Source organism: Halomonas sp. SIMBA_159 (assembly GCF_046536035.1).
Taxonomy (GTDB): Bacteria; Pseudomonadota; Gammaproteobacteria; order Pseudomonadales; family Halomonadaceae; genus Vreelandella; species Vreelandella venusta_A.
This window is the reverse complement of sequence record NZ_JAWJBT010001395.1, coordinates 1-243: the sequence shown is the minus strand read 5'-3', so window position 1 is coordinate 243 and position 243 is coordinate 1. Positions and strand designations below refer to the sequence as shown.

Annotated in this window: 1 protein-coding gene; it reads left to right on the top strand. The window is 48.6% G+C overall.

Translation table 11 applies throughout. The features are described from left to right. Positions 1–26: 26 nt before the first annotated feature. Positions 27–243 (top strand): VOC family protein (locus tag R0J87_RS23825; RefSeq protein WP_498889494.1); only part of this gene is annotated, 217 nt, incomplete at its 3' end.

Below are 243 nucleotides of genomic sequence, written 5' to 3'. Positions count from 1 at the left end.
CGATGATTTCAAAAATTGGACAGGTCATGGTGTATGTACGCGATCAGGATGCAGCAGTCGCGTTTTGGACAGAAAAGATGGACTTTGTGGTCATACAGGACGCGGAAACCGACGGCATGCGATGGATCGAAATCGCGCCACGCAATGATGCAGAGACTAGCTTCGTCTTGCAAGACAAGAATTTGCTCGAGCAGATGGATACAGGCTTGAGCTTGGAGACACCGTCGTTATTGTTTTATGCAG